Here is a 22,729-nt window from a genome sequence, read left to right as displayed (position 1 = left end):
CGCTATTTGTATCCGTACTTGCTCTTGATGGCCTTGACTTCATCCGTGTTCAGGAAATCGACGAATTTGGCGACAGCCTCGGCATGAGGCGCGTTCTTGAGCACGCAGGCGGCCTGAATGACTTCCGGGGCCTTGTCCACCACAACATACGCGCCCTTGCGGCCCTGATCCGTGAAAACCGAGGAGAATGCGCACAGGCCCGCGTCGGCCGCACCCGTGGAGGCGAACTGGAACACCTGCGCAATGGACTGGCCGTAGACGAGCCTGGACTGGAGGGAATCCCAGAGTCCTTCGGTCTGGAGGGCCTTCATGGCCGAGGTGCCGTAGGGCGCGGTCTCGGTGTTGGCAATGGCGACCTTGCGCACGGAATCGTCCTTGAGGATTTCGGTCCAGGGCTTGGCGCACAGTTCCTTTTTCATGGTCCAGAGCACGACCTGACCCTTGGCGTACACAAAGGGCTCGGCGGCAAGGCCGTCCTTGAAGAGCTTGGCCGGGCGGCGCTGGTCCGCAGCCAGAAACAGGTCGAAGGGCGCACCGTTCACGATCTGGCCGTAGAGCTTGCCCGTGGAGGCATAGGTGGCCTGCACCGTGAGTCCGGTCTGTTTTTCGAAGGCGGGAATGATTTCCTTCATGGCGGGCATGAAGTTGGCGGCCTGCGCCACGAGCAGGTCGGCTGCGGAAGCGGCCTGTGGCAGGAGCAGCATCACTGCCAGAATCAGGGAAGCCAAGCGTTTCATCGGGATAACTCCATAATGTATGATGTGAACAGTTTTACAAGCGAACAGGCGATTGCTATGCTGATGTACGCCGGACGCCGGGGCGCAACAACCTGGTCACGCCGAACCGAAAATTCGTGACATTCGAAGTGTGGATATGAACAAACCGAACTCCCGTCTTTTGCCGAACAACGTGTTCACGGTTCCGAAGAACGTGCTCTTGCTCGCTCCGGAACAGATTGGCGCGTTGGCTCAGGCGTTTACGGCATGGCGCGATGCGGCTGTGCGTGCCGACCATTTGCGGTCCCGGGAACGGCTGCGACTTGTTTTCCAGTTGTTGCGTCATACCGGAGCCCGATTGGGCGAGGTCCTTGGTCTGGATGATCGCACGGACATGGATCTGGATCGGGGCATGATTCTGATCGGCAAGGGCAGCAACAGGCGCGAGGTGCCCATTCCCCAGCGTTTGGCGCGGGAATTGCGTCGGGTGCTGGAAAGCCCGCTTGCCGCCGGATATTCCGGGGATTTTCTGCATGCGGATCAGGGACTGGTCCGGCGGACCTTTTATGCCCGTGCCGACGAGTGCGGCGTGCCGCGCGAATTGGCGACCGCGCGTGTGCTGCGCAATACCCGCGCCGTGGAAATGCTGCGCAGCGGAGTGCCCCTTGCCGTTGTTCAGACCGTGCTCGGCAGGTCGCCTGCGGAACTCAAGGGCATGCTGCAACAGTATTCCGGTCAGGATGCGGCGTTCATCGTGCGCCGTCTGGCGCTCGGTGACATGTCCGGCCGCACCAGTGCGCGCAATTCCTTCTACTGCCGGGTTACCGGGATCGCCCGGGATGCGGTCATGGCCGAGGTGCGCATGGAGAGCAAGCAGGGCGATGCGCTCTGTGCCGTGATCACCACGGAAAGCCTGCATTCCCTCGGGCTTGAACAGGGCGTTCCGGTCGTGGCCACGGTCAAGGCTCCGCTCATTTCCGTGCAGAAACCGTTCTCCGAAAAGCATTCCAGCCGCCGAAACACCCTGGTTGCCTGCGTGACCAAGGTCCGTGCCAGCAAGGCCATTACCGAGATTTCCGCGCTCACCAATCAGGGGCAGGACCTGTGCGCGCTGGTTTCGGCCAGCACGGCCCATGAATTCGAGCTTGCCCCCGGGGATCAGGCCGTATTCACCTTCAAGGCGCTTTCCGTAGTCCTCAACACACTCTAGCGCGCAGGCTGTCCCGGAACGGGAATCTGCTGCGTTGCTTCAAAAAGGACAACTCCTCGCGTATTGGATATACGCGTCGGCCTTGTCCTTTTTTCGCGCCTTGCATCTCCCCATTCCGGAACAGCCTGCGTGAGGAACGGGAATCTGCTGCGTTGCTTCAAAAAGGGCAACTCCTCGCGTATTGGATATACGCGTCGGCCTTGTCCTTTTTTCGCGCCTTGCATCTCCCCATTCCGGAACAGCCTGCGTGAGGAACGGGAATCTGCTGCGTTGCTGCAAAAAGGGCAAATCCTCGCGTATTGTGCATACGCGTCGGCCTTGTCATTGCTCTATCGTGACATTGTATTTGTCGAGCACCATCAATTTATTCAATGTGTTGTACATATTCTTGACAATGCATAATCTGTTGTATTTGGTGTCGACATAAAAATTTTCTGCAATTTTTTTGAATTTTCCATTTCTGTTGTTGATTTGATTATCTGTGTTGTTCACAAATGCTTTTGATGAACGATCTGTTGGGACGAGTGGAAGATCGTTTTCTGTCAAATCATTGTTGGCTATCAGTTGCCGTATGAGGATTTGTGCAGCCTCGCACCAATAGTTAATTTGTTGTTTATAACCGTTGATCGTTATTGATCGGGGTGATGAAGCAAAATCTGCGTGCTGATATTTAATTAGATATTCCAATCTTAACGTTTTTCCTTCTAGGCTATGTGTTTTCATTTTTTGTCTGTCCATTCGTATTTTTATATTTGTTTCCTTTTGGGGTATGATGTTTTGCAACTGAGAGCAATAATGGAGGATTTTTTTGGGGAAAAGGGGAGCTTCTCAGATGTCTTTTGTCTTCCGCGCCGCCACCATTCCTTTTCGATTTCCTGTTTTCCAACAGGCGGCGCAAGCCAAAAAGTTTTGGATTCTCAAACCTTTTACAAAAGGTTTGAGCCGTCGGAGACAAACAGGAAAGGCCCGGAAGCGAACGCTTCCGGGCCTTTCTTTCAATCTTGTCTTTTGGAACGGCTATTTTGCGGTCTTGACCTTGGGCCAGCCGGTGAAGATGGCGATGAGGGAGATGACGGCCAGAATCAGGCAATACCAGTTGTTGGCAGCCACGGTGACCGGTGAGATTCCGCCGATGGACCCGGCGAGGAGCACCTGCGCTGCGTAGGGCACGAGGCCCTGCACGATGCAGGAGAAGATGTCGAGCAGACTGGCGCTGCGGCGCGGGTCCACGCCCGTGTCCTTGGCGATTTCCTTGGCAAGGCCGCCTGACAGGATGATGGCAACCGTGTTGTTCGCGGTACATGCGTCCGCAAAGGTGACCAGAGAGGAAATGCCCAGTTCGCCGGAGCGTCGGGTATTGCCGTTTCCGGCCCGGTTGGCCATGGACGTGATCTTTTCCAGCATCCACTGGAGGCCGCCGTTGAAGCGGATGAGTTCGCCCAGACCGCCCACGAGCATGGACAGGACCAGGATTTCATGCATGCCGGTAAAGCCGTTGTAGATGTCCTGCGACATCTTGAGCAGGGAATAGTCCGGCAGCACGAACAGGCCCACGGCTCCGGCCAGCACAATGCCCGTGGAGAGCACCACGAACACGTTCACACCGGCCACGGCCAGTCCGAGGATGACCAGATAGGGGACCACGCGGATGAATTCCCAGTCGCCGGTGTGCGTCACGCCGCCGGACGCACCAAGGATGATGAGCATGATGATCGCGGCGATGGCAGCGGGTGTGACAATGCGCACGTTCATCTTGAACTTGTCGCTCATGTCGCAGCCCTGCGTGCGGGTGGCGGCGATGGTGGTGTCGGAAATCATGGAAAGGTTGTCGCCGAACATGGCGCCGCCGAGGATCGTGCCCATGAGCATGGCGCTGGAAATGTCGGTCTGTTGGGCGACTCCGGCGGCAATGGGGGCGATGGCCGCGATGGTGCCCATGGAGGTGCCCATGGCCGTGGACACGAAGGCCGCGATCACGAACAGGCCGGGCAGCACGAACTGGGCCGGGATGAAGGCCAGACCGAGGTTGACCGTGGCATCCACTCCGCCGATGGATTTGGCCACGGCTGCGAACCCGCCCGCCAGAAGGTAGATCACGCACATGGTCACGATGTTGATGTCGCCGACGCCCTTGAGAAAGATGTTGATCTTCTGGTTCAGCTTGCCTTTGCCCATGATCAGGGCAAGGGCGATGGCCGGGAGAATGGCCACGGCTGCCGAGAGTTGGTAGAACGCCATTTTGACGCCTTGGGCGGTGAGCACCGCTCCCGTGCCGATGAACAGGGCGAGGAACAGCAGCAGGGGGAGCAGGGCGCTGCCTCGCGGGGTAGTAGGCTGGTTCATGGTTTTCCTTCACCTGTTTGTTGGGCGGCTGTGCCGCGCGAATGGGGCCGACAAATGATCCGCAGCATGATGCGGCGTGATCCCGAATGATTAGATTTGGATATCCTTATATTAGGATATGCCCCGTGTCCACCCATTTTCCTTTGTTTTTTTCCGTTTCCGTTATCAGGTCGCAAGCATTCCTTTTCATGATCGTTTTCTCCATTTTTTTATTAAAAAAGTGTTTTGTGATATTGATTTTACTTTTGTCAGTTTGTAAGATCGTTCCAAAAAAAGGGAGGGGGCATGGTCAGGGGACCGGGTGATGTGACCGAAGGACGTGTCGTTCACTTCGACGTAGCCGATCTGTCGCCGAACGGATGTTGCACTGCGCGACCGGGTACGGCGGTGAACGGATTGCATTATTTCCTGTGTCTGGCCGTTGAAGGGGACGTGAGTTACTGGCTGCCGACCTTTTCCAAGGACGGGGGCAAGCTGGTGGTCATCAACGGGGATGAAAAGATCGGGATTCAGGATTGGCTGACCAATGACAGGGACCCTCAGGGAAGGAACAACAGCTACGCCTTTTCCAATCAGATATGGGCGCTCAAGGTGGACACCGTGCTGGGTGTGTCCGGGGTTGACGCGGCGCCTCTGGAGAATCCCAATTGCGTGACGCCGGATTGTCTCGATCGCGTGCGCGGCGACTGCTCGAAATTTCTGGCAAAAGCCAGAAGGCTTGCGCCCGGTTGATTTTCCGTCCGCCAAGCGGTAGCTTGCCGCCTCAGTAAGGAGGCGCGTATGGCCGGGCAATGGCTTGTTCCGTTCAAGGGCAGAAATCATTCCCATGTGGTGAATCTGAATTTCCTCTGGCGTGAGGGCAATGTCTGCATCATGGACAACCATCGTGCGGCCATGTGGTGCTGGCTGGAATATCTGCACGGCGGCACCTCCCTTTCCCTGCTTCATGTGGATCGCCACTACGACGCGCTCTTTTCCGAAATCGATTATGCCCACTATCGGAAGCTCGACCTGCCCGGCATGTCCGTGGACGAGTATCTGAACGCCGGATACGATTCGGATTTCTTCACGATCATTCCCCTGTTTCGCTGGGACAACTACCTCGGCCTGTTCATGAAGGCGTTCGGCGATCGCATCGACCAATGGGCCTTTGCCACGCACGGCAGGGGCCAGCGGCCCGAACTGGCCCCCATCACGGAGTATCTGCCCTGGGATTTCCCGGACCGGTCCGTGTGCCGGGACGGGGAGTGGCTGCTCAATGTCGATCTGGACTATTTCTTTTGCAAAACCGCGGATGGTTCCCGGGAATATCTCTTTTCCGAGGCTTGCATGCGTGATTTCTTCCTGTGGATTCGGGAAATGCTGGATTCGGGGCGCGCCCGGTGCCTGACCATGAGTCTTTCCCCGGAATGCTGCGGCGGCTGGGAACCTGCTGAACAGGCCTGTGCTCTTGCGTGTTCCTGTCTTGGTCTCGATTTTCGTCTTGCCTGATTTTTTCACCGCATTGTTGGAAAAGCAGGATTCCATGCTGTTATAACAGCATTGACGTGGGGTGGTGTTCAGGTCACCTTGCGAATGCGATCAACTGTGTTCTGTGGAGGTCTATGCGCCTTTTCTCTTGTCTGACATGGGTTGTCGCGGCAGCCTTTCTTTCTCTTGCCCCTTGTCCGGCCCGGGCAGGGGAGCCTGTCGTGCTGGCCGCGGATGTCTGGTGCCCCTATACCTGTGAAAAGGGATTGGGGCAGGACGGCTTTGCCGTGGACATGGCACGCGAGATATTCGAAGCAGCCGGATTCGAGGTGGAGTATCGGGTCATGTCCTGGCGAAGAGCCTTGACCGAAGCCACCAACGGCTACATCGACGGCGTGATCGGCGCGGACAGGTCCGAGGCACACTGGCTGATCTATCCGGAAGAGGAACTCGGTTCCACTGCCGGGGATTTCTTCGTGCTCAAGTCCAATCCGTGGCGGTATGCGGGCACCTCGTCTCTTGTGGGCGTGCGTCTGGCTCTGGTGGCCGGGTACGGCATCCATCCCGATATTGTCGAGTTTCTTCAACGGCGCGGCCGGGAAGCGCTGGTGCAGTATACGGTGAGTCAGAATCCGCTTGAGGAAAACCTCCGCAAGCTGGTTGCCGGGCGCGTGGATGCCATTCTGGATGACCGAACCGCCATACTGTACGAGGCCGATAGATTGGGAGTCCGCGATCTCATCGAATATGCCGGGTCCGATGACGTGTCTGAAAATTTGTACGTGGCTTTCAGCGACAAGTCGCCACGTTCCCGGGAACTGGCCCGCATCTGGGACAGGGGCGTGCGCAAGCTGCGCGCTTCCGGTCGTCTCAAGGCCATTCTTGTCCGCTACGGCCTGCGCGACTGGAAATAAAATACTTCCGAATTCTTGACAGGGTGACCTGTTCCTGCCCAGTGTGATACACACTGGGGTCCTGCCTTGCGCGCAGGATGTTTTCGACCAAAGGAGCTGGCATGGACATCAATGATCTGGAACGGCTGACTCTGGAACAGGTCCGGGAATTCGCGGCTCGCAGGGATGGGCTGCTGGTGGATACCCTTGTCCCGGAACATCATGCGGCGCGGCATATTCCCGGGGCCGTGAACGCCTGCGTATACGAAATGGTGTTTCTGGACACCATGGACGGGCTGGGCGCGGAACGGGACACGCCCATTGTGCTGTACGGGGCGGGCGAGGATTCCCTCGACTGTTTCACGGCTGCGGAAAAGCTGATGCGTGCCGGGTTCACGAATCTGGCCGTGTTCCCGGGCGGGCTCGAAGCGTGGCAACAGGCCGGGCTGCCTCTGGAGGGAACCGACCCGGACGGCGTGGAGCCGCCGCATCCTCCGCTGGTCACGGAGCATCGGCCCTATCGGCTCGTGCCCGGGGAGAGCGTGATCCGCTGGACCGGACGCAATCACAACGGAGGCCATCGGGGAACGCTGATGTTTGCCGAAGGCGTGCTGGAATTCGGGGACGAGCCGTCCGGTTCGTTCATCATGGACATGACCTCCATTGCAAACGAGGATCTGGAAGGCGATGAACTCCAGCCCGTGCTGCTGGATCATCTGGCTTCGGACGATTTCTTCTTTTCCCGGCTGTTTCCCCGGGCCACGTTTACCGTGACCCGGCTCAAGCTGGCGCTGGACGCGCCGACCCGGCCCAACGCCATGATGCAGGGCAACCTTGAATTGCGCGGCATTTCGAACGAAATCGCGTTTCCCGCTCATGTCCGCAATGTGGAGAACGGCAGGATCGCGGTGCTGGGCAATCTGGATTTCGACCGCACCCAATGGGGCGTGATCTACGGATCGGGCCGGTTCTTCCAGCATCTGGGGTATCACGTGGTCTATGATTTCATTTCGCTGGATTTTCGGATGGTGCTGGAATAGCGGATTGCTTGTGCGGCAGAAAAGGAAACGGGAAGCCTCGGCTTCCCGTTTCCTTTCTTCTCTGTGCGAATCAGACTCCGGCGCTGGCAAAGGCTGCGCCGACAATGGCCTGTGCCTCTTCCTGAATTCGGGTCAGATGTTCCCTGCCCTTGAAGGATTCCGCGTATATCTTGTAAATGGCCTCGGTGCCGGATGGCCGGGCTGCGAACCAGCCGTGTTCGGTCGTGACCTTGAGTCCGCCGATGGGCGCGTCATTGCCCGGGGCGCGGGTCAGACGGGCCAGTATCTGGTCTCCGGCCAGCGTGTTCGCGCTGACCATGTCCGGGGTCAGGGCCCTGAATGCGGCCTTCTGCTCCGGACTGGCGGGCGCGTCCATGCGTTCGTAGATCGGCGAGCCGTACTCGGCCTCCAGCCGGGCGTAAAGTTCACCGGGATCGCGGCTTGTGCGCGCCGTGATTTCCGCTGAGAGCAGGTCCAGAATGATGCCGTCCTTGTCCGTGGTCCAGACCGTGCCATCCTTGCGCAGGAAACTGGCTCCGGCGGATTCCTCGCCGCCGAATCCGTACGAGCCGTCCAGCAGGCCGTCCACGAACCATTTGAAGCCCACGGGCACCTCGCGCAGGTCGCGGCCAAGGCCGTCGGCAACGCGGTCGATCATGGAGCTGGAAACCAGGGTTTTGCCCACGGCCACGTTCCGGCCCCAGCCCGGGCGGTTGCGGAACAGGTAGTCCACGGCCACGGCAAGATAGTGGTTGGGATTGAGCAGGCCGGAGCTGCGGGTCACGATGCCGTGCCTGTCGTAATCCGGGTCGTTGCCGAATGCGATGTCGAATTCGTCCTTGTGTCGGATCAGGGACTGCATGGCATGGGGCGAGGAGCAGTCCATGCGGATTTTTCCGTCCCTGTCCACGGTCATGAATGCAAAGGCCGGGTCGATGCGGCGGTTCACCACGGTGATGTCCAGCCCGTACCGTTCCGCGATGGGGTCCCAGAAATCCACACCCGATCCGCCCAGCGGGTCCACGCCCAGACGCAGGCCGTGGGCGCGGATTGCCTCCATGTCCACCACGTTTTCCAGATCATCCACATAGGGCCGGACATAGTCGTGCGCTCTGACGCAATCGGTCCTGAACGCCCGGTCCGCCGGAATGCGGCATACGCCGGACAGACCATTTGCGAGCAGATCGTTGGCCCGGTCCTGAATGGGCGTGGTGGCTTCCGGGCCTGCCGGACCGCCGTGGGGCGGATTGTACTTGATGCCGCCGTCCCGGGGCGGGTTGTGGGACGGGGTGATGATCACGCCGTCGGCCAGTCCCGCGGTCCTGCCACGGTTCCATGTCAGGATGGCGTGGGAGATCACGGGCGTGGGGGTGTAGCCCCGGTCCGTCTGATAGCGCACTTCCACGCTGTTGGCCGCGAAGACTTCAAGGGCCGTGATCAGCGCCGGTTCGGACAGGGCGTGGGTGTCCATGCCCAGAAACAGGGGGCCGTCCGTGCCCTGCGCCTTGCGGTATTCGCAGATGGCCTGACACACGGCCAGAATGTGCTCTTCGTTGAAGGAGCGGTCCAGAGACGAGCCCCGGTGCCCGGATGTGCCGAAGGAGACGCGCTGGCTCGGGATTTCCGGGTCCGGCGTCTCCGTGTAGTAGGCGGAAACGAGCCGGGGAATGTTTTCCAGAATGGACAGGGGCGCGGGTTTTCCCGCGAGCTTGTGCAGGGCCATGATCAACTCCTTGGGCAAAAAAAACGGGGAAGGACGAACCTTCCCTAATCGAATTTGCAGTTTTCCAATACTGCGGCCTGCATTTCCAGGTCCGCGACCTTTTCATTGGCCTCGCGCAGCCGTCCGGCCAGTATCTCATAGAAAATCTTGAAGAACAACGCTTGGACAGCCTCTCGAACCGGACTTTTCAGCGAGTCGAGAAAACCGAGGTCGAGGCTCAGGCATGCGGTCTCGTCCGCAGCGCGAATGGTGGCGGAGCGCGGGGCCGGGTCCACCACGCCCATCTCCCCGAACACTTCGCCCGGGGTTTCCACGCGCGCCACTTCGACGCCGTCCACCAGCACCTTGAGATCGCCGTGCAGCAGAAAGAAGATGCGTTTGTCGCTTTGTCCCTGCGTGATCACATCCTCGCCTCGGGCATAGTCGCACAGTTCACCGAGGACCATGATCTGGGCGAGCTGGCTGTCGGAGAGTCGGGAAAAGGCGCGGATGGTTCGCGCTGCATCCGCATGCGCGGGATCGGACGGGTCGAACGGCGTGGCGGGCATGGCGGTCTCCTGTGCCGGTTCATTCCGGCGGCATCATGGCGAGGTCTTCCAGCCTTTTTTCCAGTTCCGTGATCCGGGCGTTGGTTCGGCGCAGGCGTTCGGCGAGGATTTCGGAAAATGCCTTGTAGAGCAGTCCCCGGGCATTGATCTGGTCGAGGCCCGAGAGTCTGCCTGCAAACGAACCGTCCACGCCGAGGCACAGGGTGGGGCGGAGCGCGCGCACCGTGGCCGAACGGGGCATGGGGTCCACCATGCCCATTTCCCCGAAGATTTCCCCGAGGCGGCTGATGGTCGCCACGTCCACGTCATTCACGCTGACCTGACATTCGCCGCGGATGAGCACATGGACCATCTGGTCCATTTCGCCCTGCCGCATCACGGTCTCGCCTTCCTCGTACTGACGCAGTCGGGCCAGTTTCAGGACTTCGGCAAGCTGGGTTTCGTTCATGCCGTTGAAGACCGGCAGCTTCCTGAGCCGGGTCAGGGTGTCGATATCGTTCGGGTCGAATCCGCGTTCCTTCACGACTGTGTCCTTGCGCCTGCATGACTGGAGAATTCGGGTCGTACTATGGCTGAAAAACATGTTTCGGACAAGGAGAACCCGTGAATCATGCGCCTACTTGTTCAGCCGTTGCAGTTCGGCTTCCAGTTCCGCGATGCGCGAGTTCGCGTCCCGGAGACGAACCGCCATGACCTCGGCGAATACCCGGTACATGACCGCCTGCGTGAAAATCTTGCTTGGCGAGCCCAGTTCGCCCATGGCCGTGTCGTCCAGAGTCACGCACAGGGTCGGCTTGACCGCGACTATGCTGGCGGAACGAGGGCTGCCGTCAATGATGCCCATCTCGCCGAATACGTCGCCGAGGCGGCGCAGGGTGCCGACCTCGTTGTTCTGCACGGTGACGGACAAATGACCGAAGATGAGGAAGAAGACCCGATTGTCGAAATCCCCTTCGCTGATCACGGTTTCCCCGGCCTCGTATCGGCGCAGGGACGCGGCCTGAAGCGCCATGCGAAGCTGGCCCTCGGGCAGGCTGTCGAAAGCGGGCACGGTTTTGAGTCGGTCAAGAATTTCCCGGTTGGTCGGGTCGAATGGTGTTTCCTTCATGGCATCCTCGTCGCGGTTGGCGTGGAATCGGATGCCCATGATGGCACAACTCGGGAGCTGGGCGGATTATTATGTCCGTGCGTTTTCACCAGACGTGCGCAACGCTCGGACGCGGTCCAGAACCGGGGGATGGCTGTATTCCAGCCATATGGCGAGCCAATGCGGCGTGAGGTTGGACAGGCCGGACACGGACAGGGACTTGAGCGCCCGGACCAGGGCTTCGGGCCTGCCCGTGGTCTGTCGGGCAAAGGCGTCCGCCTGATATTCGTGACGGCGCGAGAGCGCGTTTTCCGCCACGGACAGGAGCATGGCCGCCGGAGTGTAGAGCAGGAAGAAGAACACCAGCCCGGCATGGATGCTCATGTGCTCCATGCCGAAGGCCCGGAACAGGGCCGGGCTGTTCATGACCAGACTCATGAGGAAGAAGATGAGTCCGGTCTTGAGGATGCTGGCGACAAGGCGTTTTCTGATGTGTCCCAGCTTGGCGTGTCCCACCTCATGGGCCAGCACCGCAAGGATTTCCTCGGGGCCGTGACTGTTCACCAGCGTGTCGAACAGGGCGATGCGTCGTTTGGATCCGAACCCCGTGAAGAACGCATTGGCCTTGGTGGTGCGCTTGGACCCGTCCATGACAAAGATGCCCGAGAGCTGGAAGCCGGTTTTTGCGGCATAGTCCGTGATGGTCCGGCGCAGCTCCTCATTCTCCAGCGGAGAGAACTTGTTGAACAGCGGCAGTATCCATGTCGGGGCCACATAGGTCAGGGCCAGGGAGAATGCCGTGGCGAATCCCCAGCACCAGACCCAGGCCCACTGCCCCGTGTATTGGAAGAAGAACAGGATTGCGGCCAGAAGCGCACCGCCGAGGAATGCGGTCAGGATCACGCCCTTGATGCGGTCCGCGGCAAAGGTGCGCAGGGTCGTGGTATTGAAACCGAACCTGTTTTCCAGCACAAAGGTATGGTAGACCTCGAAGGGAAGGCTTGCCAGCCACGATCCGAGGGCCAGCGCGCCGATGTAGAGCAGCCCGGTGGGCGTGGGCCCGAATCCCGCGGCCCGGATCAGGGTGTCCAGCCAGTTGAATCCGCCCGCAAGGAGAAAGATCAGGACCAGAGCCGTGTCCGTCGTGGAGGAGATCAGGGTGTGGCGCATGGTGGCGCGTGCGTAGTTCCGGGCCTTGGCATAGGTGGCCGCGTCAATGGCGTCCGCGAATTCCTCGGGCGGTTCCGGGCGCATGGCCCGGGCGTTGAGATAGCTGGCCGCGCAGGAAAGCAGCCAGGACAGGAGCAGAAAGCAGAGGACCGCGATGAGATACATGTTCATTGCAACGACATCCTTGGGGCAGGAGAGGTATCATGGTTGACGCGACCCTGCTGTTTGCCGGGGAATTGGCCGGGCTCTTGACCAGAAAACACCATTCGGGATTGGTACGCTATCCCGCTGCAAGACGTGCGTCAATCAAGGACGTGGTCGAAAGTCTGGGCGTTCCCCATACCGAGATTCACGGCATCCGCGCGAACGGTCGCGATCATGATTTTTCCCTGCTTTTGGAACCCGGGCAGGAAGTGGCGCTTCTGCCTGCCGATCTTTGTCCGGCATATCCCGTGGACGTGACCATCCCGACGCTCTTGCGGCCCCGGCCGCTTTCGGCGCTCCGTTTTCTGGTGGACGAGAACGTGGCCGGGCTGGTTCCGCTGCTGCGTGCGCTCGGGTTCGATGCCGCGTATGACCGGGCATGGGATGATGCACGTATTGCCGAGGTCGCTGCCCGGGAGGGGCGGGTGGTTCTGTCCCGGGACCGCGCCCTGCTCAAGCGGTCCGTGGTGACCTGCGGTCGTCTGGTACGTGCTGCCTTGCCTGACGAACAGCTTGTCGAGGTGCTCGGCCTGTTCGGCGTGACCCGTGCTCCGGCCCTGTTCAGCCGTTGTCTGCGCTGCAACGTGAAGACCGTTGCGGTGAACAAGGCCGATGTGATGCATCGATTGGAACCGAAAACAAAAAAGTATTTCAGCACGTTCAAGGAGTGCCCCATGTGCGGCAGACTGTATTGGCGCGGTTCGCATCATGCGCGGCTCGTGGAACGGTTCGCTGCTCTGGGTATTGCCACGGCTGCGGAATAGCGCGGAAGAACCCAGGTAACTCCACCACATGCTTGAAAAATGATCTGGGCTGTATTAGCGTTCAGAAATCAGGCTGCAAACGGAGAAAACCACGCATGAGCAACATGCAACTCAATGCCAAGAGCATCCGCGAGGACATTGCGCGGGCCCGGGCCTATGCCCAGAAAAGCGATTACCTGCGGACGCTCGGCTGCCTTGCCAACGCCATCAAGGGACTGGTCACCAGTCAGGTGTTCGGCCGGGAAAAGTTCGAGATTCAGGCGCTTCTGGACGAGGCGCTTCGCGACCTGAACAAGATGAAGATGATCCGGAAGCTTTTTCCGCAGGGGCTGGTCTATCAGCGCGGCAAGGAAAAGGCGTTCCACTCCACGCTGGTCCGGCTGCACGACAAGCTTGAGCAGGCCATGGAAAAGGCGCGGATCACCAAGCTTCGCAAGCGGCTGGCCGTGCTGGACGAGAATCTGATCAAGGCTGCCGGCCTCGTGAAGCAGGGCGAACAGCTTGAAGCCCGCAAGCTCTACCGCAAGATTTCCGAGTACTTCAAGGATATCGAGGGAATCGATTCGGACATCGGCAATCGGCTGACCATGTCGGGCATGTTTGCCGAGGCCGTGGAATATCTGAACAAGGCGCTTGAGATCAACCAGTCCGACGTGCGCGCACACAATGCTCTGATCCTCTGCTACGAAGGCATGCACGAGGTGGACAAGGCCATGAACGCGATCAAGGATGCCATGCGCCGTCTCGGTGCCAGCGAAAACCTGCATCTGCGCATGGCCAAGCTCTGTCTGGAAAAGCGCGACTGGGGCGAAGCGTTCAACAATGCCTCCGCAGCTCTGGAAAAGAATCCGCTCAATGCCGAGGCCCGCAAGATCATGAAGCGGACCGAATCCAAAATCTTCAGTTCCTCCAAGCCCAAGGCCGGCGCCGGGAAAAAACAGACCTTCAACCTCTAGTCCGTCTATCAGTTCCAGTTGGGCCACCCCAGACAGGTTCGGAGCATCAGGGGCAGCGTCAGCACCAGAACGGTTCCGACGAGCAGTCGGGCCCTGATTGCTGTTCCACGCAGAATGCGTTCGCGTTCCCTGCCTCGTGTTCGCAGTTCTTCCTCGTATACCCTTTGTTCCAGTGAAAAACGGTTGCAGTGCATGCGTGCCTCCCTGGGGCTTGCGTTTCGATTTTCCGGCTAGTATGACCAGAAAAATTGATATGTCCAATATGAAATGAAAACGAAATTGATATGTTTTTCATATCATTCGTCGTTGGCCGGAGGGAGATATGGAATTACGGCAACTTCGCTATTTCATAGCCGTGGCCGAGGAACTGCATTTCGGGAGGGCAGCCGAGCGGCTGCACATGGCGCAGCCTCCGCTATCCCAGCAGATCAAGAAGCTGGAGGAAGACCTTGGCGTCATGCTGTTCGATCGCACGAATCGACGCGTGCTGCTGACGCAGGAGGGGCGCAAGTTTCTCTGCGTTGCGCGTAACACGTTGGAGACGCTGGGAAACGGAATCGAGCAGGTGGGCATGATGTCCCGGGGCGAGATCGGGCGGTTGCGCATCGGGTTCATCAGTTCGGCCACGCAGACGGATTTTACCGAGGCCCTGGCCGAATTTCGCACCCTGTATCCGGGCATTGTGCTGGACATCCACGAGATGCATTCCGTGGAACAGCGCGAAGGGCTGCTGAACAACAGCCTTGATGTAGGCATATTGTGCGGCGCGTTCTGCGGTGATGAGCGGTTCGAACATACGCTGCTTTTGCGGGAACCGTATCTGCTGGCCGTGCACAAATGTCATCCTCTGGCCAAACAGGGCAAGGCCCGGATCACGGATTTGCATCAGGAAAACTTCATCACGTTTCCGCGCTACATCCATCCTGCCCAGTCCGCGGCAACCTTTCTCGAAAAGGGGGTTGTGCCGCGCACGGTGCAGGAAGCCGTGACGCATCACACCAAGCTGGCTCTGGTTTCCACCGGATTGGGCGTGGCCCTTGTCCCGGCCCGCATGGCCCGCACCTGCCCCAAATGCGTACGACTGCTGCCCTTTGACTGGGAAGGCAAGGGACATATCAGCGAAATACACGTGCTGTGGCGGCGGGGCGAAAAGTCGCCGGCTCTGGAGTGCTTTCTTGAAGTCATGGAGAAATATTGCAACAGGGACTCGTTGCCTTGTGCAGATGATATGACCTGCGTGGGGTAGAGAGAGGCTCACCATGTTGGTATAGCCGTAGCTCTTCAGGGCGCGTAGCCGCGCCGTTTTCGCCGTGCCATCCTGCAAGGTGAGGATTTCGCCCTTCCCGGGCGAGTTCATTTTTTTGTTGGGGCAAAAAAATAAACGAAAAAAAAGCCTCTACGCACTGTGCTCCCGACTCCCTCGGGCAGGAACCAGTAGCGCCCTTTCGCCGGGCGATTGCGACGTTTCCTTCGGAAACCGCATCGCCCCGGCTTCGGTCGCCTCGACTGGTTCCAAGCCCTCGCGAGCCGAAATTCGATCTGGGTAAGAGACAGTGTTCCGGGTGTGAGAAGTCGCCCCGGCTCTACCAAGCTCCCCCGGCCCAACCAACTTTCCACCGTTTCCCTTTGATCAAGGCATCCGGTCCTGTGGCAAATGCACGGCAGATCAGCCTTGATCAAGTAGGAAACGCGCACGGCTGTGGCGGCCCCAAAAGGCGGCTTTTGATTACTTTTATCCGCCTTGGAATAAAAGTAATTCGCCCGGGAAGGGCGAAATCCCCACCAAACAAGCTGGTAAGGCGCATACGGCGAATTGCTTCGCCCGGCACGGACCGCCAAGCTGGCACAGCCCCACCTCTTCAGGGCGCGTAGCCACGCCGTCTTCCTCTCAGATCACGAATTCCATTTCTGAAAAAAATCCTGTCCTGATCATACAATCCGGGATGCTCGGCCGCGACCTTTTCCATGGCCGGGAAAAAGTTTTCCCACCCCATGACCTCGGCGACCTTGCGCTTGTTCACGAAGATTTTGAAGGTGGTACCTCTGGGGCACTTGGTCAGATTGAGTTCGAGCACGCCGTCAGGCGTGGTCTCGTTCCAGAAGGCGGACCAGGCGGTACGATCGCCCTCGGTCTTCTTGTATTTTTCGAAATATGCCTCGAAAATCCGCTGCACGTCTGCCTTGTCCATGACAATACCTCGCTGGTTTGCATCAGTATGCCTCAATGCGCGGCATGAGCCAAGCCGGTTCCGGTTTGCCACAGGGCGTGAATTGGTCTAGTTTTCAGGCATCCAACCAATCTACATGGAGTTTCCATGCTGCCGCACGCTGTCTGGATCATGCCCCCGAACCGCGCCTCCGTCCGAATGGTCAATGCCGGATTGGATGCCTTCTGCATCCTGAACGGCTTTGACGAGAACCATTCCCGGCGGATTCAGGTCTGTCTGGAAGGGGTGTTCATGTACTGCGCTCGGAACATCATGACGCAGGCCGATCCGCATGACATCGAGGTTCGGCTCTACTGGCGGACGAATCGGCTGGAAATGTTCGTGGAGCACCACGGACCGCGCGGCGAATGGGACGACTGTCTGCGCCGGAACAGCCATGTGCCCTTGCGGCGTACCAGCTTCGAGGCCATGGGCCTGTTCATTGCCCGGGAAATTCTCGACGAACTGACCTTCGAGGCCCGGTACGACATTGCTGCCGGGGGTGAGGTGTTGACCTATGGTCTGGTCCATTCTCTGGGAGACGAAATGCCGTCTTCCTAAATGGTTGGCCGAGCCTCAAGCAACTCCCTGAAGAAATCGAGTACGGCCTTTCGGGCCTTGGCATGAGTGTCCGGACAATAGGCGCAGCCGAATTCCGTGTCCGTGGGCACGTCGGGATTGCAGAATCCGTGGCCCGCACCCGTGTAGATGGTCATCCGGCAGTCTGCTTCCGCCGCATCCATTTCCTCAAGGAACGGGGGCACGTCGCACATGGGCACCACCTTGTCCCGCATGCCGTGCAGCACCAGCAGGCTGGCCAGCACGTCCTTCCGCGAACAGGGCAGGTCCGTGCGCAGATAGCCGTATACGCTGGCCGCGCCCAGCAGGTCCGCGCCGGACCGGGCCAGTTCCAGCATTGCGCATCCTCCGAAGGAGAAACCAAGGGCGAACAGGGCGGTTTCGTCGGCTTCCGGGCAGGTGCGCAGGGCTTCCAGCCCGGCTGCGGCCCGTTCCCGCATCAGGGTGCGATCATCGCGATACACATGGGCATGAAGACTGGCTTCTTCCCGCGATTCCGGGCGGATGGCGCTACCGTACATGTCGTGGGCCAGCACGGTGAAGCCTGCCTCGGCCAGTTCGTGCGCGTGGCGCAGGATGTTGCTGTCCAGCCCCGTGAATTCGTGAATGAGCAGCACACCGGGTCTTGGCGCGGTTTCGTCCGCGTCCGTGAACAGAATGCCTTCCAGCTCGGTTTCATCATGTTCATAGGCAAGGGGAGCGCTCTCGATCATGCGAAATCCTCCTCGGAAAAGCGGGTGACAAGGATGTGTGCGGTCCGGCCCGGCTCATATCCGGGTTCCGCGCTGCCGCCGTGGTGGTACGCGCACAGGAACGTGCCGTCCTCCAGTTCGGTCCAGCCGGAATAGCCGAAGTCGCCGGGATTGGCCATGCTGTCGTTCTTCAGTTCCAGCACGTGATCCTGTCGCCACTGGTCGGGCAGGCCCTGATCCGGAGTCCATTGCCATTGGTAGTCGCGCAGATAGCGAGGATCGCGCACATGCAGGGAAATCCGTTTCCAGACGCAATCCACGGCGTTGTCCTGAAACGGAAGGGGAGCGCCGAACAGGATGCCCCGGGTTTCGGCCCGGTCCGGCTCCACGTGAATCACGCCGCGTTTGCGTCCGTTCACGCGCAGGGTCACGGTTCCGGCCTCGTAGTCGAGACGGATCGTGTTGAAGGTGCCCGGTTCCAGCTTGAATCCGCGCGCGCCGGGAATGTCCGGGACAATGCGGTTCGTGGTGATTTTCCACCATGTGCCGAGACGCAGGCCGCAGCCGTTTTTCCCGCTGCTGTCCACGCGAACCTCGGCTTCGAGCCGGGCCGTGGCCGAGCGCGGATCGGTCATGGGGCGCAGGGCGTAGCGCACCGGAGCATTCGGCTCCTCGCCATTGCGGATGCGCAGGCCGCGTTTCGCGAGTCGGGCGTTGTTTCGGGCGTTGCCGTGCACCCGGAAGTTGCTGCGCAGTTCCGCTTCCGTGCCGAGCCATGCGCAGGTGCCCATGTCCGGTCCCACGTCGCGGTAGGTGCAGAGCAACTTGCCGGATCGGGTCAGGCCGAGAGTGGGGCGGTGCCCGATCAGCGGGGTGGGCACGGGGTCGGACCATGTGTGGCCCTGATCCCGGCTTTCGCACAGGTACATGGGTTCGTACACAAAACTGTTTTCCCGCATGATGCACAGGATGCGACCATCGGGCAGGGCGCACAGGGACCCTTCGCAGAGCATGAGGTTGCGGTCGTGGGCAATTACGGACAGGGCGGACCATGAGCGGCCCTGATTGGTCGAGGCATAGGCCATCTGCTCTGTGGGCGGCTGGCGCACTGCGGGATGCGCAGCCGTGCCCCGGTGAATGTGCCCGGTGCACAGGAGCCGGTCCGCGCCGAGTTCCATGCAGCGGTCGGGCAGGCCGTGGCGGAATCCGTCTCCGGGATGCGAGGCCCAGTGCTCGCCGTTGTCCGCGCTGCGATGAATGGTGGGGCGGTTGTCATCGATCAGCATGAGCTGGCCGTCCCGGAGCAGGGTGAATCTGGGGCAGTGGCTGTTCGTCACGTCCAGATAGCGAGGGGCGCTCCAGGCATGTCCATTGTTTCGGCTGGTCTTGAGAATCAGTCTGCGTCGTGCTCCCACATGCTTGTCGAATTCGTTGTAGGCCACGATGAGCCGCCCGTCTGCTGCGCGTACGATGTCCGGGAAGCAGAGATACTGCCCGGGGCGGCGATCCACGATCTCATGGCGTTCGGTGTTGTCGCTTATGCTCGGCATGGAGAATCCTCTTGAATCGTTTCGGCGAAAATTGTCGGATTCAAGAGGATTAGCACATGCCGTGCCCCAGGGCAAAAGATCGGAGCAGGCCGACCTTGCAGTCGGGTTCGGATAGCTTGCCCCGTTTGTGACGGAGCATGGCGTGGAACTGTTCGGCCTGTTTGCGGTCCATGAATCGGGCCGGAATCTTCGGATCGGTTTTGCGCAGGTTTCATCTGCACAAGGCCGTCCATGCAATTGCCGAACTTCGGGTCCATGTTGAATCCGGGAATGTGGCTGTCCAGCCTGAGGGGGAGAAAGTGGTGTGACGCAGTGTGGCGGTTTCGTGAAAACGTTGCGGGGCTGTGGTGTTTTTTATGGAAAAAAGCCGTCTTGCGTGACAGGATTCGCTTTTCCCGGTATTGGTCCCAAAACCGCCTATATACAATAAGGAGCTTTATTATGGCACCGAAGCTGAACCTGGCCGGCTTCAAGGCAGAGTATCGGATCGACGTTCCGGAGCTGGACGAACAGCACAAGACCTTCTTCGACATGCTGCGTTCCCTCGAGGATGCGGTATCCGACATGTACCGGCCGCTGGCCGAGGACGAGATCGATCCTGTTCTGGATGTCATGGACGAACTCAGGGACTATGCCCTGACGCATTTCCGTACCGAGGAATCCATGATGAAGGATGCCGGGTACCCGGGATTGGACAAGCAGAAGCGCGAGCACAACCGATTCATTTCCGACCTGCTGCGCATGCAGGCCGAGGTGCTGAACGGCGCACTTGTTCCCGCCATGAAGATCAGGAATTTCATGCACGACTGGTACAGGGACCACATCCTGAAACTGGACAAGCCGTTCGGCGAGTATTTGTCCAGTCGGAGTTCCTGAGGCCGATCGGGTGTTTTCTTCGATCCTGGCCCGGAAAAATGCGAAAAAAGTTTCCGGGCCGCGCTTGACACTTTTTCGCCGGTGTTTATGTAGAGTTGAGCTTTCCGGGACGCTGTGGCGGCGGCTCGGAAAAACTTGCGCCGAGGGCGGTGTGTCCGCCGAGAACGGCGCGGCGAAGAAGCTCAAAATCAGATCGGAGGAATAAAGGAATGAATCTGAAACCGCTGAATGACCGTGTACTGGTGAAACGTCTGGAAATGGAAGAGAAGACCGCCGGGGGCATCATCATCCCGGATTCCGCCAAGGAAAAGCCCATGAAGGGGCAGGTCGTGGCTGCCGGACCCGGCAAGCTGGACGAAAGCGGCAAGCGCGTCGACATGAGCGTCAAGGCCGGGGACACCGTCCTGTTCGCCAAGTACGCCGGCACCGAGATCAAGATCGACGGTGAAGAACACCTGGTCATGCGCGAAGACGACATCCTTGCCGTCGTCGAGTAGTCCCCACTTCACATTCCGAATCAATATTCCCAATTTTTAAGGAGAAATAATCATGGCCAAAGAAATTCTCTTCGAAGCCAAAGGACGCGAGAAACTGAAAGCCGGCGTGGACAAGCTGGCCAATGCCGTCAAGGTCACCCTCGGACCCAAGGGCCGCAACGTGGTGATCGAGAAGTCCTTCGGCGCTCCGGTCATCACCAAGGACGGCGTGACCGTTGCCAAGGAAATCGAGCTGGAAGACAAGTTCGAGAACATGGGCGCCCAGATGGTCAAGGAAGTCGCTTCCAAGACCTCCGACGTTGCCGGTGACGGCACCACCACTGCCACCATTCTGGCCCAGGCCATTTTCACCGAGGGCGTGAAGCTGGTTGCCGCCGGTCGTTCCCCCATGGCCATCAAGCGCGGCATCGACAAGGCCGTCGAAGCCATCGTGGCCGAGCTGGGCGACGTTGCCAAGCCCACCCGCGACCAGAAGGAAATCGCTCAGGTCGGTACCATTTCCGCCAACAACGATTCCACCATCGGCAACATCATTGCCGAGGCCATGAACAAGGTCGGCAAGGAAGGCGTCATCACCGTCGAGGAAGCCAAGGGTCTGGAGACCACTCTGGATGTCGTCGAAGGCATGCAGTTCGACCGTGGCTACCTCTCCCCGTATTTCGTGACCAATGCCGAGCGCATGACCTGCGAAATGGAAGAGCCCCTGATTCTCATCAACGAGAAGAAGGTTTCCTCCATGAAGGAACTGCTGCCCGTGCTGGAGCAGGTTGCCAAGATGTCCAAGCCGCTGCTCATCATCGCCGAGGACATTGAGGGCGAAGCCCTGGCCACCCTCGTGGTCAACAAGCTGCGCGGCACCCTGAACGTGTCCGCTGTCAAGGCCCCGGGCTTTGGCGAGCGCCGCAAGGCCATGCTCAAGGACATCGCTGTCCTGACCGGTGGCCAGGTTGTTTCCGAAGATCTCGGCATCAAGCTGGAGAGCCTGACCGTCAACGATCTGGGCACTGCCAAGCGCGTTGTCATCGACAAGGAAAACACCACCATCGTTGATGGCGCCGGCAATGCCGAGGACATCAAGGCCCGCATCAAGCAGATTCGCGCCGAGATCGGCGAGTCCTCTTCCGACTACGATCGCGAGAAGCTCCAGGAGCGTCTGGCCAAGATCGTGGGCGGCGTGGCCGTGATCAACGTGGGTGCTGCCACCGAGACCGAGATGAAGGAAAAGAAGGCTCGCGTCGAGGACGCCCTGAACGCCACCCGCGCGGCTGTCGAGGAAGGCATCGTGCCTGGCGGCGGCGTGGTTCTCGCCCGTTCCGGCAAGACCCTGGCCAAGGTCAAGGCTGCCGATGACGACGAGCAGGCCGGCATCAACATCATTGCCCGCGCCGTGGAAGAGCCCCTGCGCCAGATTTCCGGCAACGCCGGTCTGGAAGGCTCCATCGTTGTCGAGCGCATCAAGGAAGGCAAGGACGGCTTCGGTTTCAACGCCGCTACCGGCGAGTACGAAGACCTGATCAAGGCCGGTGTCATCGATCCCAAGAAGGTGACCCGCACCGCCCTGCAGAACGCCGCTTCCGTGGCCGGTCTGCTGCTGACCACCGAGTGCGCCATTGCTGACAAGCCCGAGTCCAAGGACGCTGCTGCCCCGGCCATGCCCGGCGGCATGGGCGGCATGGGTGGCATGGGCGGCATGTACTAAGCCGACCCGGCATACCAGGCTGATAATGCAAAGGCCCCCGTCCTTGAGACGGGGGCCTTTTTTCGTCTGCCGCAGTCTGTGCGCGTTGCGACTATTTCAGGACGCTGTTGGCCAGCATCTTCTGTACGCCGACCACGTCGGTTCCTGCCTTGAGTTCCCTGACCACGGGGTCGCCGTGTCCGGAAATCCATATCTTGAGTTCGGAATCCATGTCGAAGTGCCCGGCGGATTCCACGGCAAAGCGGGTGATGGATTTGTAGGGGATGGAATTGTATTCCACCTTTTTTCCGGTCAGGCCCTGCTTGTCCACCAGAATGAGTCTGCCGGTGGTGAACACGAACAGGTCGCGGATGATCTTGTATGCAGCGAGCACGCGTTCACTGTCGCCGAGGATCGGGCCGAATTCCTCCTGAATCTCGTTCACGTCGATTTCCGAGGCGTTGCCCATCAGGCCGTCAAGCAATCCCATGCAGGACTCCTTTGCTGTTTGAGGTTTGTGTTGTTG

General features: G+C 59.6%; 25 protein-coding genes. 12 read left to right on the top strand and 13 right to left on the bottom strand.

Annotated elements, in window-relative coordinates; all coding sequences use genetic code 11:
- Positions 1-2: 2 nt before the first annotated feature.
- Positions 3-737: a molybdate ABC transporter substrate-binding protein gene (gene modA / locus MPN23_RS08950; RefSeq protein ID WP_243543869.1), complete on the bottom strand. Its 735-nt coding sequence runs from the start codon at positions 735-737 to the stop codon at positions 3-5.
- A 136-nt stretch (positions 738-873) separates the two neighbouring features.
- On the opposite strand from modA, the gene MPN23_RS08945 reads away from it, so the two are divergent.
- Positions 874-1,926 carry a TOBE domain-containing protein gene (locus tag MPN23_RS08945; RefSeq protein ID WP_243543868.1) on the top strand — a complete coding sequence of 351 codons (1,053 nt, stop codon included), beginning with the start codon at positions 874-876 and terminating at the stop codon, positions 1,924-1,926.
- A 1,017-nt stretch (positions 1,927-2,943) separates the two neighbouring features.
- Here MPN23_RS08945 and MPN23_RS08940 read toward each other — a convergent pair.
- On the bottom strand, positions 2,944-4,269 hold the full coding sequence (locus MPN23_RS08940; protein ID WP_243543867.1) for a Na+/H+ antiporter NhaC family protein: 1,326 nt from the start codon (positions 4,267-4,269) through the stop codon (positions 2,944-2,946).
- Positions 4,270-4,554: 285 nt separating this feature from the next.
- Here MPN23_RS08940 and MPN23_RS08935 point away from each other — a divergent pair, with 285 nt between their 5' ends.
- From MPN23_RS08935 to MPN23_RS08920, 4 genes are all read left to right on the top strand, one after another.
- A complete protein-coding gene (locus tag MPN23_RS08935) occupies positions 4,555-5,001 on the top strand; it encodes a hypothetical protein (protein ID WP_243543866.1) in 447 nt (148 codons plus the stop codon).
- A 48-nt stretch (positions 5,002-5,049) separates the two neighbouring features.
- On the top strand, positions 5,050-5,760 hold the full coding sequence (locus MPN23_RS08930) for a peptide arginase family protein (RefSeq protein WP_243543865.1): 711 nt from the start codon (positions 5,050-5,052) through the stop codon (positions 5,758-5,760).
- A gap of 113 nt (positions 5,761-5,873) precedes the next feature.
- Positions 5,874-6,653, top strand: a complete 780-nt coding sequence (locus MPN23_RS08925) for a substrate-binding periplasmic protein (RefSeq protein ID WP_243543864.1) — start codon at positions 5,874-5,876, stop codon at positions 6,651-6,653.
- A 101-nt stretch (positions 6,654-6,754) separates the two neighbouring features.
- Positions 6,755-7,672, top strand: a complete 918-nt coding sequence (locus MPN23_RS08920) for a YceI family protein (protein WP_243543863.1) — start codon at positions 6,755-6,757, stop codon at positions 7,670-7,672.
- A 70-nt stretch (positions 7,673-7,742) separates the two neighbouring features.
- Here the strand turns inward: MPN23_RS08920 and pgm are convergent, their stop codons facing one another.
- The 5 genes from pgm to MPN23_RS08895 all read right to left on the bottom strand — a co-directional run bounded on the left by pgm (position 7,743) and on the right by MPN23_RS08895 (position 12,371).
- Positions 7,743-9,395, bottom strand: a complete 1,653-nt coding sequence (gene pgm, locus MPN23_RS08915) for a phosphoglucomutase (alpha-D-glucose-1,6-bisphosphate-dependent) (RefSeq protein WP_243543862.1) — start codon at positions 9,393-9,395, stop codon at positions 7,743-7,745.
- A 44-nt stretch (positions 9,396-9,439) separates the two neighbouring features.
- Positions 9,440-9,943, bottom strand: coding sequence for a Crp/Fnr family transcriptional regulator (locus MPN23_RS08910; protein WP_243543861.1), 504 nt, complete (start codon positions 9,941-9,943; stop codon positions 9,440-9,442).
- Between the two features lie 19 nt (positions 9,944-9,962).
- Complete coding sequence (locus tag MPN23_RS08905) at positions 9,963-10,466, bottom strand: cyclic nucleotide-binding domain-containing protein (RefSeq protein ID WP_243543860.1); 504 nt, start codon at positions 10,464-10,466, stop codon at positions 9,963-9,965.
- 93 nt (positions 10,467-10,559) lie between these two features.
- Positions 10,560-11,090: a Crp/Fnr family transcriptional regulator gene (locus tag MPN23_RS08900; protein ID WP_243543859.1), complete on the bottom strand. Its 531-nt coding sequence runs from the start codon at positions 11,088-11,090 to the stop codon at positions 10,560-10,562.
- Between the two features lie 30 nt (positions 11,091-11,120).
- Positions 11,121-12,371 (bottom strand): M48 family metallopeptidase, encoded by a 1,251-nt coding sequence (locus tag MPN23_RS08895; protein WP_243547341.1) that lies wholly within the window; start codon positions 12,369-12,371, stop codon positions 11,121-11,123.
- Positions 12,372-12,403: 32 nt separating this feature from the next.
- Between MPN23_RS08895 and MPN23_RS08890 the strand changes: the two genes are divergently transcribed.
- A complete protein-coding gene (locus MPN23_RS08890) occupies positions 12,404-13,168 on the top strand; it encodes a Mut7-C ubiquitin/RNAse domain-containing protein (protein ID WP_243547340.1) in 765 nt (254 codons plus the stop codon).
- Positions 13,169-13,263: 95 nt separating this feature from the next.
- Entirely contained in the window at positions 13,264-14,124 is an 861-nt protein-coding gene (locus MPN23_RS08885; RefSeq protein WP_243547339.1) for a tetratricopeptide repeat protein, read from the top strand.
- Between the two features lie 8 nt (positions 14,125-14,132).
- Here MPN23_RS08885 and MPN23_RS08880 read toward each other — a convergent pair whose 3' ends face one another.
- Entirely contained in the window at positions 14,133-14,318 is a 186-nt protein-coding gene (locus MPN23_RS08880; protein ID WP_243547338.1) for a hypothetical protein, read from the bottom strand.
- 128 nt (positions 14,319-14,446) lie between these two features.
- Between MPN23_RS08880 and MPN23_RS08875 the strand changes: the two genes are divergently transcribed.
- Positions 14,447-15,370, top strand: coding sequence for a LysR family transcriptional regulator (locus MPN23_RS08875; protein WP_243547337.1), 924 nt, complete (start codon positions 14,447-14,449; stop codon positions 15,368-15,370).
- A 613-nt stretch (positions 15,371-15,983) separates the two neighbouring features.
- Here MPN23_RS08875 and MPN23_RS08870 read toward each other — a convergent pair.
- Positions 15,984-16,313 (bottom strand): hypothetical protein, encoded by a 330-nt coding sequence (locus MPN23_RS08870; RefSeq protein WP_243547336.1) that lies wholly within the window; start codon positions 16,311-16,313, stop codon positions 15,984-15,986.
- A 126-nt stretch (positions 16,314-16,439) separates the two neighbouring features.
- Between MPN23_RS08870 and MPN23_RS08865 the strand changes: the two genes are divergently transcribed.
- Complete coding sequence (locus tag MPN23_RS08865; RefSeq protein ID WP_243547335.1) at positions 16,440-16,892, top strand: ATP-binding protein; 453 nt, start codon at positions 16,440-16,442, stop codon at positions 16,890-16,892.
- On the opposite strand, the gene MPN23_RS08860 is transcribed toward MPN23_RS08865, so the two are convergent.
- The 3 genes from MPN23_RS08860 to MPN23_RS17030 are packed head-to-tail and all read right to left on the bottom strand — an operon-like array spanning position 16,889 to position 19,324.
- Complete coding sequence (locus MPN23_RS08860) at positions 16,889-17,623, bottom strand: dienelactone hydrolase family protein (protein ID WP_243547334.1); 735 nt, start codon at positions 17,621-17,623, stop codon at positions 16,889-16,891. The two genes, MPN23_RS08865 and MPN23_RS08860, sit on opposite strands and share 4 nt — an antisense overlap.
- Positions 17,620-19,152: a sialidase family protein gene (locus MPN23_RS08855; protein ID WP_243547333.1), complete on the bottom strand. Its 1,533-nt coding sequence runs from the start codon at positions 19,150-19,152 to the stop codon at positions 17,620-17,622. The genes MPN23_RS08860 and MPN23_RS08855 overlap by 4 nt, the downstream gene beginning before the upstream one ends.
- A 49-nt stretch (positions 19,153-19,201) precedes the next feature.
- Positions 19,202-19,324: a hypothetical protein gene (locus MPN23_RS17030; protein ID WP_279388708.1), complete on the bottom strand. Its 123-nt coding sequence runs from the start codon at positions 19,322-19,324 to the stop codon at positions 19,202-19,204.
- 269 nt (positions 19,325-19,593) lie between these two features.
- Here MPN23_RS17030 and MPN23_RS08850 point away from each other — a divergent pair, with 269 nt between their 5' ends.
- The 3 genes from MPN23_RS08850 (at position 19,594) to groL (ending at position 22,224) form a co-directional block, all read left to right on the top strand.
- Complete coding sequence (locus tag MPN23_RS08850) at positions 19,594-20,028, top strand: bacteriohemerythrin (RefSeq protein WP_243547332.1); 435 nt, start codon at positions 19,594-19,596, stop codon at positions 20,026-20,028.
- Between the two features lie 209 nt (positions 20,029-20,237).
- Entirely contained in the window at positions 20,238-20,525 is a 288-nt protein-coding gene (groES, locus tag MPN23_RS08845) for a co-chaperone GroES (RefSeq protein ID WP_243547331.1), read from the top strand.
- Between the two features lie 49 nt (positions 20,526-20,574).
- Positions 20,575-22,224 (top strand): chaperonin GroEL, encoded by a 1,650-nt coding sequence (gene groL, locus MPN23_RS08840; protein ID WP_243547371.1) that lies wholly within the window; start codon positions 20,575-20,577, stop codon positions 22,222-22,224.
- A gap of 91 nt (positions 22,225-22,315) precedes the next feature.
- Here groL and MPN23_RS08835 read toward each other — a convergent pair whose 3' ends face one another.
- The gene (locus MPN23_RS08835) at positions 22,316-22,693 is read right to left on the bottom strand and encodes a PH domain-containing protein (protein ID WP_243547330.1); all 378 of its coding nucleotides are present in this window, start codon (positions 22,691-22,693) and stop codon (positions 22,316-22,318) included.
- Between the last annotated feature and the right edge of the window lie 36 nt (positions 22,694-22,729).

This window comes from Pseudodesulfovibrio tunisiensis (assembly GCF_022809775.1).
GTDB lineage: Bacteria > Desulfobacterota > Desulfovibrionia > Desulfovibrionales > Desulfovibrionaceae > Pseudodesulfovibrio > Pseudodesulfovibrio tunisiensis.
Note: the sequence above shows the minus strand (reverse complement) of the source record. Positions and strands in the feature narration are given on the sequence as shown.